The sequence below is a fragment of the Exiguobacterium sp. s50 genome (assembly GCF_018618175.1).
Lineage (GTDB): Bacteria > Bacillota > Bacilli > Exiguobacteriales > Exiguobacteriaceae > Exiguobacterium > Exiguobacterium chiriqhucha.
The window spans coordinates 20263-37297 of the sequence record NZ_JACSLP010000014.1; the positions used below are offsets into that span (position 1 = coordinate 20263).

Annotated in this window: 14 protein-coding genes and 1 pseudogene; 4 read left to right on the forward strand and 11 right to left on the reverse strand. The window is 55.5% G+C overall.

The features are described from left to right. Positions 1 to 6 precede the first annotated feature (6 nt). From KNP68_RS14275 to KNP68_RS14320, 11 genes are all read right to left on the reverse strand, one after another. Complete coding sequence (locus tag KNP68_RS14275; protein WP_214799990.1) at positions 7 to 1521, reverse strand: UDP-glucose--hexose-1-phosphate uridylyltransferase; 1515 nt, start codon at positions 1519 to 1521, stop codon at positions 7 to 9. Then, on the reverse strand, positions 1518 to 2525 hold the full coding sequence (gene galE / locus KNP68_RS14280; protein WP_214799991.1) for a UDP-glucose 4-epimerase GalE: 1008 nt from the start codon (positions 2523 to 2525) through the stop codon (positions 1518 to 1520). Before galE ends, KNP68_RS14275 begins: the two co-directional genes overlap by 4 nt. Then, positions 2522 to 3697, reverse strand: a complete 1176-nt coding sequence (locus KNP68_RS14285; RefSeq protein WP_214800012.1) for a galactokinase — start codon at positions 3695 to 3697, stop codon at positions 2522 to 2524. The genes galE and KNP68_RS14285 overlap by 4 nt, the downstream gene beginning before the upstream one ends. A 31-nt stretch (positions 3698 to 3728) precedes the next feature. Beyond that, complete coding sequence (locus tag KNP68_RS14290; RefSeq protein WP_214799993.1) at positions 3729 to 5795, reverse strand: alpha-galactosidase; 2067 nt, start codon at positions 5793 to 5795, stop codon at positions 3729 to 3731. Further along, positions 5792 to 7780, reverse strand: a complete 1989-nt coding sequence (locus KNP68_RS14295) for a beta-galactosidase (RefSeq protein ID WP_214799995.1) — start codon at positions 7778 to 7780, stop codon at positions 5792 to 5794. The genes KNP68_RS14290 and KNP68_RS14295 overlap by 4 nt, the downstream gene beginning before the upstream one ends. Positions 7781 to 7798: 18 nt before the next feature. After that, positions 7799 to 8137, reverse strand: a complete 339-nt coding sequence (locus KNP68_RS15230; RefSeq protein ID WP_256442373.1) for a carbohydrate ABC transporter permease — start codon at positions 8135 to 8137, stop codon at positions 7799 to 7801. A 9-nt stretch (positions 8138 to 8146) separates the two neighbouring features. Next, a complete protein-coding gene (locus KNP68_RS15235; protein WP_251131523.1) occupies positions 8147 to 8584 on the reverse strand; it encodes an ABC transporter permease family protein in 438 nt (145 codons plus the stop codon). A gap of 12 nt (positions 8585 to 8596) precedes the next feature. Next, positions 8597 to 9550, reverse strand: coding sequence for a carbohydrate ABC transporter permease (locus KNP68_RS14305; protein ID WP_214799997.1), 954 nt, complete (start codon positions 9548 to 9550; stop codon positions 8597 to 8599). Between the two features lie 66 nt (positions 9551 to 9616). Next, positions 9617 to 10918, reverse strand: a complete 1302-nt coding sequence (locus KNP68_RS14310; RefSeq protein ID WP_021066290.1) for an ABC transporter substrate-binding protein — start codon at positions 10916 to 10918, stop codon at positions 9617 to 9619. Positions 10919 to 10937: 19 nt separating this feature from the next. After that, positions 10938 to 11384, reverse strand: a complete 447-nt coding sequence (locus tag KNP68_RS14315; RefSeq protein WP_214799999.1) for a hypothetical protein — start codon at positions 11382 to 11384, stop codon at positions 10938 to 10940. A gap of 168 nt (positions 11385 to 11552) precedes the next feature. Next, complete coding sequence (locus tag KNP68_RS14320) at positions 11553 to 12704, reverse strand: ROK family transcriptional regulator (protein ID WP_214800001.1); 1152 nt, start codon at positions 12702 to 12704, stop codon at positions 11553 to 11555. 397 nt (positions 12705 to 13101) lie between these two features. Between KNP68_RS14320 and KNP68_RS14325 the strand changes: the two genes are divergently transcribed. The 4 genes and pseudogenes from KNP68_RS14325 to KNP68_RS14340 all read left to right on the forward strand — a co-directional run. Next, positions 13102 to 13554 carry a sigma factor gene (locus KNP68_RS14325; protein ID WP_214800003.1) on the forward strand — a complete coding sequence of 151 codons (453 nt, stop codon included), beginning with the start codon at positions 13102 to 13104 and terminating at the stop codon, positions 13552 to 13554. Between the two features lie 5 nt (positions 13555 to 13559). Next, positions 13560 to 14480, forward strand: coding sequence for a tyrosine-type recombinase/integrase (locus KNP68_RS14330; RefSeq protein WP_214800005.1), 921 nt, complete (start codon positions 13560 to 13562; stop codon positions 14478 to 14480). 388 nt (positions 14481 to 14868) lie between these two features. Beyond that, the gene (gene istA / locus KNP68_RS14335; RefSeq protein WP_214800007.1) at positions 14869 to 16425 is read left to right on the forward strand and encodes an IS21 family transposase; all 1557 of its coding nucleotides are present in this window, start codon (positions 14869 to 14871) and stop codon (positions 16423 to 16425) included. Then, positions 16418 to 16945 (forward strand): annotated as a pseudogene (locus KNP68_RS14340) (ATP-binding protein); the annotation flags it as partial. The gene istA and the pseudogene KNP68_RS14340, both read left to right, overlap by 8 nt. Positions 16946 to 17035: the final 90 nt, after the last annotated feature.

A 17035-nucleotide genomic window follows, 5' to 3' on the forward strand; every position in this document is an offset into this window, starting at 1 on the left:
ACTAGTTTACCTGTTCATTCCCGTAGTCGTCGCTCCGTACTCCACTTTATCGACTTGGCTGAGAAACGAAGCCATAAACGCGGTGAAACGTTCCTGCCCTTCCACCGTCTGTTTGAATACGCCCGCATCCTCGAGTCCTTTGACGAACTTGTCGACGACAGCCTGATCGACAATCGTCTTCGCGTCGCCTTCTTTCGTCTTCAACTCGTCCGCCCACGCACGGTGCATGTCCGCGACTTCGACGTCTTCACCAGAGACATACTGGACGACTTGTTCGAGTTCGGTCTTCAGTCGGGCCGGCAATACGGCGAGTCCCATCACTTCGATCAAGCCGATATTCTCGCGCTTGATGTGGTGGACGTCGGCGTGCGGATGGAAGATGCCGTCCGGATGCTCGTCGCTCGTCCGGTTATTGCGAAGGACGAGGTCTAATTCATAGCGTCCGTCGCGGCGGCGCGCGATCGGTGTCACCGTGTTGTGAAAGGTCTCACCCGAATACGGGACGATGTCACCTTCGGCATACTCGCGCCAGTGACCGAGCAGTTGATTCGCCAACATGACGAGCTGCTCCTTCTGACGTGAGCGGAGCCGGACGACCGAGAGTGGCCAATAGAGCGTCTCGATTTCGACTTGATCGTAACGGTCCGAGCGATACGTCGAGACGACCTTGGCATCGTCCATCGCAAACCGGTAGCGGCCGGCCTGATAATGGTCGTGCGTCAAAATCGATCCACCGACGATCGGCAAGTCCGCGTTCGACCCGGCGAAGTAATGCGGGAACTGCGACACGAAATCGAGCAGACGCTCGAACGCGCCCCGGTCGATGACCATGTCCCGCACGTCGTTCGACAACAAAATCGAGTGTTCGTTGTAGTACAAGTACGGCGAATATTGGAACGACCACGCCTGTCCGCCGAGTGTGAGCGGGATGATGCGGTGATTGGCCCGGGCCGGATGTTTCAAGTGACCGCCGTAGCCTTCGTTCTCAATCGCGAGCAACCCTTTCGGATAGTTCGTCTCCGGCGTCGGTTGCAGGCGAGCCCGTGCAATCTCGCGCGGGTCCTTCTCCGGCTTCGACAGGTTGATCGTGATATCGAGCGTGCCGTAGCGGGTCGGTGCCTTGTACGTGATGTTGTTGGCAATCCGTTTCGTCTGGATATAGTTCGACGCCTGACTCATCTTATAGAAGAAATCCGTCGCCGCTTCAACATCGGCAGCTCGAAGCGCGTTGAACGTGCGCGTCACCTCAGATGGTTTCGAGACGAACACGTCCATGACCTCGGCCATGAACTGGTCCTTCTCTTCCAGCAAGTCGTCGACGAGCCCGCGTTCGACCGCATGCTCCGTCAACGTCTCGAGCAAGTTCGGAATCGAGTCGTGCGGGACGAACGTCGGTTTCGTGAAGTCGAGCTGATTGATTCGGGCGAGGACACGGTTCCGCGCATAGATGCGGTCCTGTTCCGTGATCAATTCCTCCCGAATCGCCGCCTCGACGAGCGCTTCAATCGTTGATTCGATCATCGTCTCACCCCTTCGACATGTTTATAGCCTTCCGGATGATGCTTGTGCCAGTTCCAGGCGTCGGCGAGGATGACATCGACCGTCGACCATTCCGGTACCCAGCCAAGTACTTGTTTCGCCTTGTCCGGTGACGCGATCAGCATCGCCGGGTCACCGGCACGACGGACGCCCATCTGCACCGGGATGGCATGATTCGTCACGCGACGGGCCGCCTCGATGACCTCGAGCACTGATAGACCCGTCTCCGTTCCGAGATTGAACACGTCGCTCGCACCGCCCTGTTTCAAATAATCGAGAGCGCGCACGTGAGCGTCGACGAGGTCTTGCACATGGATGTAATCGCGGATACACGTCCCGTCCGGCGTCTCATAATCGTCGCCGAACACGGTGATCGCGTCACGCTTCCCGTTCGCCACTTCAAGCACGAGCGGGATCAGATGTGTCTCCGGCATATGGTCCTCACCGATTTCACCGGTCGAGTCGGCACCGGCGACGTTGAAGTAACGGAGCGCGACGAAACGGATACCGAAGGCGCGGTCGCACCATTTCATCATCGTCTCCATCGCGAGCTTCGTCGCCCCGTACGTGTTCGTCGGGTTCGTCGCGGCCGTCTCGCGGATCGGCATCTCGTCCTGGTCGCCATATGTCGCGGCCGTCGAGGAGAAGACGATCCGTGTCACGCCGTGTTTGCGCATCGTCTCGAGCAACACTTGTGTCCCGAAGACGTTGTTGTCGTAATAGGTCAACGGCTCCTCCATCGACTCGCCGACGAGCGAGTTGGCGGCGAAATGGAGCACCTCAGTGATCGACTCGTTCGCGAACGTCTGGTCCATGAAGGCACGGTCGCGGATATCCCCTTCATAGAAACGGACTTGTTTCGGCACCGACTCGATATGGCCGGTCTGAAGGTTGTCGATCACGATGACGTCTTCCCCGCGCGCAAGCAAGGCGCGGACTGCATGGGAGCCGATATAACCGGCCCCTCCGACGACGAGTACACTCATTTCACTTCCTCCTCTACGAGTTCACGCGCGCCGTCCCCGACGGACGCGATATAAAATGTCGGCGCGTAGCCGATCTCTGTTTCATATACGGTCGATACGGTCTCGATGACCGCTTCCGTCGCCGTCTTGTCGACGATAGCGATAGCACAGCCGCCGAAGCCGGCGCCTGTCATCCGGCTGCCGATGACGCCGTCGCAACTTTGCGTCGCGGCGACGAGCGTGTCGAGCTCGCGGCCTGTCACTTCGTAGTCAGATTTTAGTGACGCGTGCGAGTCGTTCATCAGTTGACCGAACGCGTCGAGCCGTCCATCCTCTAGCGCGGTGAAGGCGAGCTTCGTCCGTTCGTTCTCTGAGATGGCATGACGTGCCCGCTTCCGGAGCGTCTTCGGGAGCTCGTCCGCCACCGTCTCGAACGTCTCGACCGACAGCTGTCCGAGCGAGGCGACGTCGAAGTGTTGTTGCAGGAGGCCGAGTGCCGTATCGCACTCGGTGCGGCGCTCGTTATATTTCGAGTCGGCCAGTTCACGACGCTTGTTCGTGTTCATGATCAAAATGTCATAGCCGTCGAGTTTGATCGGTGCGTAGTCGTGATGGAGCGTGTCGCAGTCGAGCAGGATGGCGTGGTCCGCTTTTCCCATGCCAATCGCGAACTGATCCATGATGCCACTGTTGACGCCGATGAAGTCGTTCTCGACACGCTGTCCGAGATGGACGAGGTCAATCCGTTCGAGACCGAGTCCGTACACCTCATTGATCATGAGCGCCGTCACGAGTTCGAGCGAGGCCGATGACGACAAGCCGGCGCCGTTCGGGATATTGCCGGCGAGGAGGAAATCGAATCCTCCGACCGCGTGTCCGTCCGCGCGCAGGAGCGCGACGACGCCTTTGACGTAGTTCGCCCAGTCATGCTGCGCGTCATACGTTCCGTCCGTCAGCGGGAACGAGATGATGCCGACGTCCTCGAAGTTGAGCGAGTAGACGCGAATCAGCTCATCCTCACGCTTCCGGACGAGCCCGTACGTGCCGAACGTGATGGCACATGGGAAGACGTGGCCTCCGTTGTAATCGGTATGTTCGCCGATCAAGTTGATGCGGCCCGGTGCGAAGAAAATTCGCTCGGGGCTTGCCGAGAACACGGTCTCGAACTGTTCGTTCAGGTGTGCTGAATCAATTGAAAGCATACGACTTTATCCCTTTCTTTGCTCATGCCGGTCGGATGACCAGGCAATACGCGTCATAGTCCTGTTGTTGTGTGAGTGTGAGGCCTTGTTCCATCAAATAGCGTCCGCTCACGCGTCGGTCGTCATAGACGTAGACGCGCTCCGGGTCGAGCCCGGCGAGTTTGACGCGCAATCGGTTCTTACCGTAATGACGACGGTCGGCGTTGACGAGGACGACATAATCCTCCCCGTTCGTATAACCCATCGCATGTACCCCGTCCGTCTTGAGCGAGGCGAGGCGATAGCTCGTGCCGTGCTGGACGAGCGGGCGGATCGACTTGTATCTCTCAATCCATTGCGCTGACTCAGCAAGATTGTCTTTGCTCCATTCGAGCAGGTTGCCGCCGATGCCGAGCGTGCCTTGCATGGCGCTGACGAAGCGATAGCTGAGCGGGAGCGAGCGGCCGTTCAACCAGTTCGGTGCGTCCGTCACCCAGCAGCTCATCATCTTGGCGTTATAGGCGTACGAGAAGCCTTCCTGAATTTCGAGCCGGTCGAGCGCATCGGTATTGTCGCTCGTCCAGACTTGTTCCACACGCGTCAGCACGCCGAGGTCGATCCGTCCCCCACCGCCGGCACATGACTCGAAGGCCACGTCCGGGTGTTTCGCCCGGAGCGTGTCGAGAATGCGATAGACGGCTTCCGTGTGGCGGAGCCACAGCTCTTTCGCGTCACGTAATTGCGGGTTGTCCGGCTCTGAGAAGGCCCGGTTCATGTCCCATTTGATATAGCGGATCGCATGCTTCGACAGCAGTTCGTCCAATAGACCGGTCACGTGCGCCTCGACTTCCGGGAGCGCCAAGTTCAACACGAACTGGTTGCGCGACGTCGTCGATGGGCGTCCGTCCGTCTGGTAAATCCAATCGGGATGCGCCCGGTACAAATCCGAATCCGGGTTGACCATCTCCGGTTCGACCCAGAGGCCGAACTGGAGGCCTTTGTCTTCGACGTAGCGGATGAGCGGCTCGAGCCCGTTCGGGAACTTCGTCGTGTTGACGTGCCAGTCACCGAGACCGGCCGCGTCCGAATTCCGTTCACCGAACCAGCCGTCGTCGACGACGAACAGTTCGCAGCCGATATTGGCCGCCTCATCGACGAGCCGTTTCTGCCCGTCCTCGCTGACGTCGAAATACGTCGCCTCCCATGAGTTATACAAGACAGGCCGGAGCGTCTCGCGCGTCCGTTCCGGCATGATGACATCGCGCTCAAAATCGTGCGCGTTCCGGCTCATGCCGCCGAAGCCCTGTTGCGTATAGCCGATATAGCCGGTCGGTGTCGTGAACGACTCGCCCGCTTCGAGTATCTTCGCGAAGTCGAACGGGTTGAGCCCGGCCGTCACTTGTGTGAAGCCGAACTGGTCGCGTTCGAAGTGGATCGCCCAGTTGCCGGAGTGACCGAGGAAGCCGTAAATGACCTCGCCGTTCGTTTCCGTCGCCGACTGATCCAGCGCGAACCACGGATTGCTTTGGTGGCTCGTCAAGCCGCGGCGGCTCTCGATCGTCTTCTTACCTGGTAGCAAGTCGCCTTGCTGGAGTTGGAACTCACTCGTCCATGCCCCACTGAAATGACTGAGGCGAAGCTTACGTTCCGTCAAGCCGAGGCTGAACGACTGTGCGCTCTCGAGCGTCACCGTCTCGCCAGCTTTGAGCGTCATCTTGCGTTCGATCATGTCGTACGCCGCATATACCGTGAAGTGGAGCGTGACGGTCAACTGTTGAATCGAATCGAACAAGTCAATCTCGAGCGTGTCGCCATCGATGCGCGCATCATGGAACGTGAAGGCGTGCAGCCGCTCACTCGCCGTATGGCTTTTTAACGTCGGTTCCGTATAGACGAGGTCACCGAACGAGGCGAACTCGTACGCGGCGACGCCTTCTGGTGTCTCGAATGACGAATGCAAAATGCGTGCGTCCGGCAGTTCGGCGTAATCGGCTTCATGAAGCCGGCCCCCGAGATATTGATGGACGAGTCGTCCGCGGGCATCAACGTCGAACACGTAGGCGAGATTTTTCCCTTCAATCACAAAACGGTTGTCGAAGCGGTAGATCATGCCCCCACCTCCTGCTTCAAGATGACGACGTCGAGCGGGTTGAGCTCGAGCTTTCCTGATACTGCTTCCCCGTCGAGCGTCTGCCAGTCGCCTGACACGTCGACCGTCGACGTCACGTCTGTCGAATGGTTCATGTAGAAGCGAATGACGTAACCGTCACCGTGGCGGTCGACTTTCTCGACATCGTCCGGGAGACGGTTCGCATCGATGCCGGCGCGCGTGAGCGCCTCGTTGTAAATCGTATCGAGCATCGCATCGTCGACCGATGAGCCGATGTACGTCACGTCACCTTTATACGTGTGGCGTGTGACGGCGGCCGTCCCTTTGTAGAACGCCTGCTCATACGTCGCGAGCACCTCAGCTCCTTTCGGCGTGATCAAATCGCACCAGATGTTCGCCTCGGACACATAGTCACCGAGTTTAACTTGGTTCGACTGCACTGCCTGCAAGCTCTCGTACTCGTCAATCTCGATGCCGGCATATTTGGCGAACTTGCCCGGGAGTGTATCGAAATGACAGCGGTTGATTGGGTCTTTGACGCCCGTCCGGTATGTGAAGATGACGTGGCCACCGTTCTCGATGTAGTCGATGAGTGACGCATCGAACGTGTCATTTCCGAGGAAATAGAGCGGCACGACGACGAGTTTGTAGCGGTCGAGCGCGTCGCCTGGGAAGACGATGTCCGTGTTGACGCCTTGGCGCACCGTAGCCCCGTAGAAGCGGACGAACTCTTGCTTGAAGTTGAACGCGTCCGAGTGCGGCTGGTGCGTCCACGCCCACAGGTTCTCTTGGTCGAAGTAGACGGCGACATCGGCCTTATATTCGGCCGCGTTGATTAGATCGCCGTGCGTCGTCAGTTCTTTCATGACGCCTTGCACTTCATCAAATTTTCGTTTCGGCTTGCCGTCGTGATCGATGATGCCGTGGCAGAACTCCTCGGTCCCGAAATGGGCGGCCCGGAAGCGGAAATAAACGATGGCTTCGGCGCCGCGCGCGACGGCTTGATGCGTCCACAGACGGATGTGGCCCGGTCGCGGCAAGTAGCCAATCCGGCTCCAGCCTTGCGCGCCACTGAGCTGCTCCATCACCCAGAAGCCTTTGCCTTGTTTTGACGACCGGCATAGGTCGTGGTCGTGCGCCGTCTTCTCGAACCGGTTCGGCTCCGGCAACCCGCCCCAGACCGGGTAGTTGTCGAACGAGACGTAATCGAGGTCTTGGGCCATCTGTTGCTGGTTGATCGCCATGTCGCTATAGACGAGGTTATGTGTGATGAATGCGTCGTCATGGATGAGCGGACGGAGCGTGTCGACTTGGAGCTTGTTGAACGAACGGTACGCGTCCGAGCAGAAGCGGTCGAAGTCGACGAGGAGCGACGGGTTGTGCTCTTGGAACACGGTACGAGGGACCGGAATCTGACTCCATGCCGAGTATGTATGGCTCCAGAAGACGGTCCCCCAGGCCGCGTTCAACGCGTCGAGCGTCTCATAGCGGTCTTGTAGCCAGTCTTGGAACGCGACTTGGTCGACGTCGCCGTATGAGCGGTCCGATTTCTCGTGGCCGTACTCGTTGTCGGTCTGCCAGCCGATGACGGCCGGATGTTTCCCGTAGCGCTCCGCCATCTTGCGCGTGATGCGTTCGCAATACTCACGGTATACCGGGCTATTGACCGTGTAGTGGCGGCGGGCGCCGAAACTGATGCGGACCCCGTCCGCCGTCACCGGCAAGATGTCCGGATACTTCTCGATCAACCAGGCCGGTGGCGTCGCCGTCGGCGTGCCGAGGATGACGTCGAAGTCCTTGTCGAACGTGTCGACAACCTCGTCCCAAAACGAGAAGTCGAACTCGCCGTCGGCCGGCTCCATCATCGTCCACGCGAACTCCGCCATGCGGATCACGTTGACACCAAGCTCTTTCATCAAGCGGACGTCCTCGTCCCATAGGGCGCGGTCCGTCTGTTCTGGGTAATAATCTACACCTACATACATTTGATTCACCTCAATCGATTATTTGACCGCTCCCGAAGTCATGCCTTTCTGTAAGAAGCGTTGGAAGAAGATATAGAACACCATCGTCGGCAAGCTGATCAACACGAGCGAGGCGTATAGTTTACCTGGATCACCACCGAGCGCTTCCGTGAAGAACGTCGGGGCCATCGTCACCGTCTGATAGGCCGGGTCCGTCATGAACGTGAGGACCATCAAATACTCGTTCCACGAGTTGAGGAACGCATAAATCGTCGCCGTGGCGAGTGCCGGCTTGGCGAGCGGCATCATGATCTTATAGAAGATTTGGAACGTCGTCGCCCCGTCGATATGGGCCGCTTCCATCAGCTCGTTCGGCAGCTCGTCGAATTAGCTCTTGATGAGCATCAGCCCGAACGGGAGGAAGAACGCCACCTCGGCACCGATCAATCCCCAGTAACTGTTCAAGCCGTCAAGGTTGCGCAGCGTGAAGAAGAGCGGGACGATGAGCGACGCGACGGGCAACATGAGCCCGGCCAAGACGAGGTTGAAGAGCAACCGTTTCCCTGCGAACTCGAGCTTCGAGAAGCCGAACGCCGCGAAGGCGAGAAACGAGATCGAGATGATGATCATAAAGAACGCGACGATGAAACTGTTGAAGACAAACTGAGGGAAGTTCGGGTTCTGTAACGTCGCGATATAGTTACTGAAGCCGTTGACCCGTAAACTCTCTTTGAACATGACGAAGATCGGGAACAACCAAATGACCGCCATGAGCGACAAGCCGAGATTGGTGAGCCATCTTCCTTTTTTCGTTTGGATTTCCATGGGTATCCCTCCTCAGTCCATTTTCTTCTGTACGCGTGTCTGGAAGTACGTGATGCTGAGCGCGATGATGAGCAAGATGATGGCGACGGCACTGGCGTAACCGACCTCTTGGTGCAACATCGATTTGCGGAATAGGTACGTCGAAATGACCTCGGTCGAGTTACCCGGTCCGCCTTGCGTCGAGATCCAGACGATATCGAACGTCTTCAGTCCGCCGATGACCCCGAGGATCGTCAGCGTGAACGTCGTCCCTTTCAAGTTTGGGAACACGACGCTCCAGAGCGTGCGCCAGAAGCCGGCGCCGTCGATATTTGCCGCTTCGAACACTTCACGCTCGATGGCGAGCATCGCCATGTAGTACATGATCATCGACGAACCCGTCCATTGGAAGATGTTGATCAAGATGATGGCGTACAAGGCGACATCCTGGTCGCCGAGCCAGTTCTGTTCGAACGCACCGAGACCGACCATGCGGAGGAATTCGTTGATATAGCCGAACTGGAAGTCAAAGATTTGCGAGAACGCGGCGCCCAATACGACCGGGCTCAACACGACCGGGAAGAAGAACACCGACTTGAAGAACGTGCGGCCGACGCCTTTCGTGTGGAGCAGGTACGCCAAGACGAGCCCGAGCCCGGCTTGAATCGTCACGGTCAAGACGGTGAAGATGCCCGTGTTCTTGAGCGCGTTATAAAATTCCGGGTCGCTGAACATGCGGCCGAAGTTCTCGAGGCCGATGTACGTCTTCTCGAACGAGATGCCGTCCCACGAGAACAGCGAGTGATAGGCGTTATAGAAGATGCCGTAATAGATGAAGGCGATGACGAACAGGACGGTCGGGGCGACGAACGCCCAGCCGATCAAGTTCTTTTTCAGCTGCGCTTTCTTTTTCATCGAATCCGGCCGTTGCGGCGGGACCGCCGACAGCTTCGGCTGTTCTTCCGGTAACTCGGTTGCGTGTTGCATAAGGTTCCCTCACTTTCCTATCAAAAAATCGAGCGCCAGTCAGTCTGGCCACTGGCGCTCGTTCGATTATTTACCTTGATCGGCGATCGCTTGAATGCGCGCGAGCGCTTCTTTCGCGTCTTGACCGCCGGCGATATTTTGAAGCTCTTTGCCGAGCGTGTCGTATACTTTCGGGTCACGGATGCCGCGGCCCGCGACGGCGTTCTTCACCGTCTCGTTCAAGATCTTGTACGACTCGCGTTCCACGTCAGACGTGAACTTGTCCTCGTACGCCACTTCGATGTCCTTGACGGCTGGTGCCATCTCGAACTTCTCCATGTAGAGCGCTTGGCCTTCGCCTTGCGTCATGTAGGCGATGAAGGCGGCCGCGCCGTCTTGTTGTTTCGACTCTTTGTTGACGCCGAGCGCCATGTCGATCGAGGCGATGACCGGTTGTTCTGTGCCGCCCGCGAGGTTCGGGAGCGGGACGAAACCGATCTCGTCTTCGAAGTTGTTCCACTTGTCACGCTTCTCGACCGTCGTCATCGAGTGGGCTTCCCATGAGCCGATGACCCACATCGCCGCTTTCTTGTCGAAGAAGTTGTTCATGCCGTCCATGTATGTCGCAAGACCTAAAGCGCCTTCTTGGAACACTTTGTCTTCGAACAGTTGTTGCCAAAGTTCAGCCGTCTCGACCATCTCTTTGTCCGTCCACTTCGCTTCACCCTCAAGTACTTTTTGGATGTACCCTGGTGCGACTTGGTGGCTCAAGACGTTGAAGACGTCCGTGCCGACCCAGGCGTCTTTCGCGCCGAGCTGCATCGGGATGACCTTGTCGCCCGAGGCGTTGATCTTGTCAATCGCCGCGATCGTCTCGTCATACGTCTTCGGCGGCGTCACGCCGTATTTGTCGAGCATCGTCTTGTTGTACATGAGATAGGCCTGGCCTGTGAATCCGACCGGTACCGCCATCTGTTCGCCATCGACCGTCGTCTGTTCGACGCCGAGCTCGATCAACTTCTCTTTCCAGCCTGCGCCGGCCGCTTTGTCCATGTAGTCTTTTGCCGGGACGAGGCGGTCCTTGTATTGTGGGATCATCGGTTCCTTGAGGCCGATGACATCCGGTCCGTCGCCGCCGAGCATGGCGACTTGGAGCTGCTGTTCATAGTCCTCGAGACGTTTGAACTTGACAACGTAGTCGTCTTGCGACTCGTTGAACGCCTTGGCCATGGCTTCCCCGACTTCTGGTTGTGGCGCCCAGCCCCACCAGTTGATGACTGGCTTGCCGTCTTCCGTCGTCGCGGCCGCCTCTTCCTTCCCGCCGCAAGCGGCGAGCAGTGATGACAAGACGAGTACCGATGATGCGAGTGCGATTGTCGTTTTCTTCATGTTCATTCTCCTTTGAGTGTTATGCGACCAGCTTGAGGCAAAGCTCCCGAATCAAGTGGTCTGGCATCGGTTGATCCCCGAGCCGGGTGAGTGTGTACGCGATCAGTTCCAAATCAAACTGCCAATGGTCGTCTATGTACGATCCCACGACGTAAAGGTCGGCCCCGAACGGCAATGCGTCCTGTTGCTTCAACCGCCATAGAAGCATCTCGAACAGTCCGTCGAAGTCGTTCGTGCGGGCCTCGTTCAAGTCCGAGACGCGGAACAGCCGGATGTCGCGGGCCTCCTCGTCGTAGAGCCGGAAGATGCCGTCCCGCCGTGAGCGGGTGACGACGACACCGTCCGTCTTTGAGAACGCTTCCAATTCATTGAAGGAAGAACCGTCCCGTGTGAACAGCCGTGTCGCCCCGTAGCGACCGAATATATCGTGAAACTTGTCTTTCAGCAATGGTGTCTCTATGTCCATGTCTACCCCTCCACTTTCCCGTTTGAGAGTGTCACCCCTTACTTAGTAAATTAAATTTATTTTCTAACTACAAACAGACTATAGCATATCCGTTTTAAAATTGTAAACGGTTTCATGTGATTAATTTTTCGACACAAAAAAATCGCCCTCGGGGTGAGAGCGATTGAATCATTGGATTTCACCGAACAGTTGGTTCGTAATCAAGGCGGCCGCACCGAGCGCACCGTGGTTCGCATTCCACGGGACCACGCGGATGTCGGTCTGGCGGGCATCCATCGTCAGCGCCGTCTGGGCGACCCGCTCTTGGATGTTGGCGACGACGTTCGGCGCGTAGTTGAAGAGCGGCCCCCCGAGCAGAATCCGGTTCGGGTTGAGCAAGTGAATCATGTTGAGCGTCGCGATGCCGATATATTCCCCGGCCCGCTCATATAACTGCTGGATGTCGGCGTTTGTCCCGACCGCGTCACGCAGGTTATTTAAGTTGAGCTCATGGTTCAACTGCCGGGCCTCGTTCAAGATGGCCCGTTCCCCAGCGACGGCTTCTAAACAGCCGCGGTTGCCGCACGAACAAATCGGCCCGTCGAGCATGATCCGCATATGCCCAATCTCACCGGCGATATGGTGTTTCCCGTCGATTAGTTCGCCGCCGTGGACGTAGGCGCCCCCGATGCCGTAGCCGGCGTAGACGTAGAAGAACTCGTCGATGCCGATCGCCTCGCCGAAATAGAGCTCGCCTAAAGCGAGCGTCCGCACGTCGTTCTCGACGAACACGTTCTGTTTCAAACGTTGCTCGAGTTCTTGCTTGAGCGGGATGTCATGTAAGTGGAACCGCGGCGCGAACAGGACGATCCCATTCCCTGCCTCGACCATCCCGTGAACGGACACGCCGAGCCCGATGACGTCGCCTTCGGCCTTGCCAGCTAGTTCTATGTATAGCGTCACGATTGCCTCGATGAACTCCTCGTTCGTATCGAACCGCTCGTCGTGCCACGCCTCGCCTAACATCTCCCCATGGATGTTCGTGACGACGCCGTGCAGTCGGCGCTGCGTCGCGTCGATGCCGATGACGAAACGATCGCTCGCCGCGAGTTCAAGCATGATCGGTCGTCTTCCCCCGCTCGAGACGCCGAGCTCGCGCTCATTGATTAGCCCTTCTTCTTTCAGTTCGTTGACGATGTTCGAGATCGTCGGTTTCGTCAAACTCGTCGCCTTGGCGAGCTCGACCCGGGACACCGGCTGATGGAGCCGGATGAGCCGGAGGATGAGCGAGCGGTTATACGTCCGCATCCATTTCGAGTTCCTTGGTGTCGTCTTCCCCATAACTGTTCCACCCATTTCTTTGCTTTTTTCTTAGTATAGCATGTCGGGGAAAGCGGTCATGGGTTGGCTGAAAAAATCTGATTAATTAATCCTTTAGCGTTGTCCAAAAAGAATGGAATGATCAACCTTGCCCGGCTGATCATTCCACAAACTTCTCCGGTTAATACTACACGGACCCTATCACGCTATATGCCTGCCCTCATAAGGAAGGAAACGCTATTCCCCCCTTTTCAGTCGTTGTTCCATCGTTGTCTCACGCCTCTGTCACCTTACGCCCTATGTTATCGGAGATATCCACGGGCTTATGTGTGATAAGGCCAATGGTTAGACGGGGGGAATAGCGTTTATACTCGGTCTAACCTAGGAACTACACAGAGCGCTCGGAAGAGAATCGACGATGAAAACAATTGACGAACAAATCCATGAGTGGGAGCCGATGATCCATTACGTCGTCCGACACTTGAACATCCACCCGAACGAGCAAGAAGACTGTGCCCAAATCGCACGTATCGCCTTGTGGGAAGCGTTGAATCGAGGTTGTACGTTATCAAAGACATACTGCTTCCAGCGAGTCCGCGGGGCCATCTTGAATCACCAGCAAAAGAACGCCAGACACTTGAAACATGAAATCGCGGCCGAACAGTTGCCCGAACAATGCATGACGTCCGAGCGACATCTCTTCGACTGGCTCGACGAAAAACGACTGAAACTGTCACCCCGCCACTTCGAACTTCTCTGTCACCTGATTGATGGAACCGAACAGACGCTGGCCTATTCCGCAAGTCGATTGCGAGCTTACAAGGCTGACGTTCAACGTGAACTGAGAGAAGACATCTATTCGAAGGAGTGAACAACATGGAACACATAACAATCAAACAGGCCATCTCCATTTATTTAGAGGACGTGGAATTCAGACAACGTAAATCACAAGACACTGTGAAAACGTACCGGAACACCTTGCGCCGATTCGAGCACATGATGGACGAGTCGAACGTGACTTTCTTAAAAGACGTGGACGAAACCGCCCACGCCTATGCGTATCGAGATGAATTGGTGGACTGTGAGCGAGCGTTCAACACAATCAAGAAGTATGTAAGTGTGCTCAAGACGTTCATGGCCTACTCGGTTCACAAAGGCTGGATCACCAAGAACCCGTTCGCACTCGTCAACGTATCCGGCGCCGAGGCGAGACGACAATCGATTATCCTCAGCCGCGAACAGCTGCATCAAATCTTGTATCATGCCGACAACGCGACCCTGTATAACATTTATATGATTGGGTGTGATGCCGGGCTTCGCATAAGTGAGGTATTAGATTTAAAGATTGAAGATGTCGCGTTCGAGACGAATGAATTGGTTATTCGACACGGCAAAGGCGATAAGATGCGCGAGGTACCGATGAGTGACCGTCTACGTGACGCACTACTGCGTTACATTCAATGGGAGCGGCCGAAGACCGATACGGAGTCTACCTACTTGTTCATCATGCCGCGCGGCACGAAAGTTCGTGCGAACTACGTGAACGAGTATCTGCAAAAAGTCTCGAACGAACAGCTCGGCTTTGGCATCACAAGTCACGTCTTACGGCACAGCTTTGCGACAGAGCTGTATAATGCCTGTGTCAATATCACCAAAATCAGTCGCTTACTTGGACATGCTTCGACTGAAACGACAGAGTTATATCTTCATATTTCCAAAGAACAAAAGCAAGAGACGATTGAAGTCCTGAACAATAGAAATAGAGAGACTAATAAGGACAAAGGTAAGCATAGATAACATTTGTTTCAATTTCTACGGAAAGGCGAAATTCTGATAAAAGTCAGACTGTTCGCCTTTTTTTCCTCATTTAATTAGTAAAAGAATACACATTCAAGGAATGCTTCCCTATCATCAGATATTGCTTAAAAATCTAGTAATGATATAAATTGATTACTTCGGGGACGAACCAATTTTAACCCGACAGATTTAACATAAGAAATATTAATTGAAAATAAAGAATCTATGATTACGGCCATTGAAATGTACCAGTCTTGCAATCTTATTTACCAAAGAGTGACAAACAATTTACCGGGTGATGCCAAAGTCCCGACCATCCTTCATATCGCCTCCCTATTATTAAGGTGCACACCCAATGGTGTGACATCGGTACATGGGAGGTTTTTTTATGCTTCGCTATTCGGCCATCCTAAAACTTAAAGAGCAAGGACTCAGCCTGAGAAGCATCGCAGCTAGCACCGGCAACTCGCGTCAAAAAGTGACGGAGGTGATCGACCGGGCGACAGAAAAAGGCTTGATGGGGCCGTTCGATGATGACATGACCGATAAGTGGATTGAAGAGTTCTTGTTCCCTGAGAGAACGCTTGAGTCGTCCGGTAGACACCCGATCGACTTTGACTATGTACACAGGGAATTGGCAAAGCCGAACGTCACCTTGTCTCTCCTACATCATGAGTACGAGCTTGAGTGCCGGACGAACAAACGAATCCCTTACTCCTATCGGAGTTTCGTGCGACATTATAGCGCCTATGCGAATAAGCACAAGGCCACACTCCGGATTCGTCGAAAGCCAGGAGAGGTGATGGAAGTCGACTGGGCCGGTTCAACCACGTTCATCATCGACCGGGACACAGGAGAAAAAGTAAAAGTATACATATTCGTAGCGACATTGCCCTGTAGCCAATTGTCTTATGCCGAGGCGAGCCTCTCGATGGACTTGTCGGCATGGATCACGTGCCATAACCATGCCTACAGCTATTTCGGTGGGAGTACCCAGATTCTCATCCCTGACAATCTGAAGACCGGTGTCACGAGAAACACGTCACGTGAACTCATCCTCAACCCGACATACCGAGAGTTGGCTGAACATTATGGGACGGTCGTCATGCCCGCGCGTGTGAGCGCACCCAAGGACAAACCGAGTGTCGAGGGTTCCGTCGGTGTCATCTCCACTTGGATCATCGCCGCCTTGAGGAACTCCCACTGTTTCAGCCTAGAGGAGCTGAACCGTGAGGTTCATGAAAAGCTGGAAGAGTTCAACCGTCGTCCGTTCACCCGGAAGCCCGGTAGCCGTCTCTCCGCATTCGAGGAAGAGGAAAAGTTCGCGTTAGCACCACTGCCGAAGCATTCGTACAAACAATCGAGTTGGCGGGACGCGAAGGTCCGCCCGGACTACCACATATCCGTCGAGAGCATGTTTTATTCGGTGCCCTATGAATATATCAACTGTCAGGTCGCGGTGCGACTGACTGAGCAATTGGTCAAGGTGTATTTCAACGAGATGCGGATCGCCTCCCACAAACGGCTGATTGGACGCTTCGGACAATTATCGACCAACCGCGATCACATGCCCGACAACCATAAGCTCTACATCGACCAGACCCCGGGGAACGCAAAAGACTGGGCAGACGAGATCGGTCCGAACACCTTGAAAGTGATCGATTTCCTTCTTGGCACTGCTCAGACCGAGCGATTGGCACTCCAATCCATCTTCACGCTGAAGAAGCTGGAGCGACGTTATTCCAAGTATGAGATCGAGCGCGCCTGTAAGATGGTCGTCTCCATGACCAACAGACCGACGGTCAAGGGCATCCAGAGCATCCTGTCGAACAACAAGAAGAGCGACGCCGAGCAGGAGTTGAAACGCAAGACGGAAACTGCCAACAATCACTATGGCTTCATGCGTGGTGCGGCATACTATGGGGGAGCTGATAAAGATGAATGAACAGACGATTGCCAAACTGATCGAGATGAAGATGAACGGGATGGCAGAAGCCTATGAGGAACAGTCATCCAATCGCGATTTTCAACGCATGGACTTTGATGAACGACTGGCACTACTCGTCGATTTTGAGCATTCCAGACGAAAGAACGGCAAGCTGCACCGGCTGATCCAGGCTGCCTCGTTCATCAACTCGAATGCTTGCATCGAAGACATCGAGTACCATGCCGACCGTCGATTGAACAAAGAGCAGATCCTCAAGTTGGCAAGCGGAACTTACATCTTGGACGGCCACAATTTGATTCTGAAGGGACCGACAGGGTCCGGGAAGACCTATCTCGCGACCGCCTTCGGGGTCTCGGCCTGCCGCCAATCGTTCAAGGTGAGATACATCCGTCTGCCTGAATTGTTGGACGAACTGACACTGGCGAAGCTCGCAGCCGACGGGAGCTACCGACGACTCCTCAAAAAGTATACAAAAGTCGACCTACTCATCCTCGATGAATGGCTATTGACTGACTTGATGTGAACGCTAAAATAAAATTGACAGTTTTTGCTCGATACGATTTTACACTATTGCCGAAAAATCAGAACAGAACTCCGATAGAGTAGT